Source organism: Billgrantia lactosivorans (assembly GCF_003254665.1).
In the GTDB taxonomy this organism is placed as follows: domain Bacteria; phylum Pseudomonadota; class Gammaproteobacteria; order Pseudomonadales; family Halomonadaceae; genus Halomonas; species Halomonas lactosivorans.
The window spans coordinates 1-332 of record NZ_QHGY01000044.1; the positions used below are offsets into that span (position 1 = coordinate 1).

Consider the following 332-nt stretch of genomic DNA (forward strand, 5'->3'; position numbering starts at 1 on the left):
CGACAGCAAGCGAGACGCTCCTCTCTTCAAGAGCCCGGAGCCGCTCTTTAACAATCGATCAGGTAATTCATGTGGGCGCTTGTCGATGAGGTGGTGAGAAGTCACACCATGTCAAGGCAAGCGACTCGTCGAGACCTTCGGGTCTTTTGAGAAGCTTTGACCTTGAGCCGAGTTTGGTCCGCTTCCTTCGCAAGAAGGGTAAGGACTATATGATTTGAAACTGAAGAGTTTGATCATGGCTCAGATTGAACGCTGGCGGCAGGCCTAACACATGCAAGTCGAGCGGCAGCACGGGGAGCTTGCTCCCTGGTGGCGAGCGGCGGACGGGTGAG

The 332-nt window shown here is 55.1% G+C and carries 1 rRNA gene; it reads left to right on the forward strand.

Annotation, left to right across the window (positions count from 1 at the left end):
- Window positions 1-217: 217 nt before the first annotated feature.
- Window positions 218-332: ribosomal RNA gene (locus tag DIS04_RS20325) — 16S ribosomal RNA — on the forward strand; the annotation flags it as partial.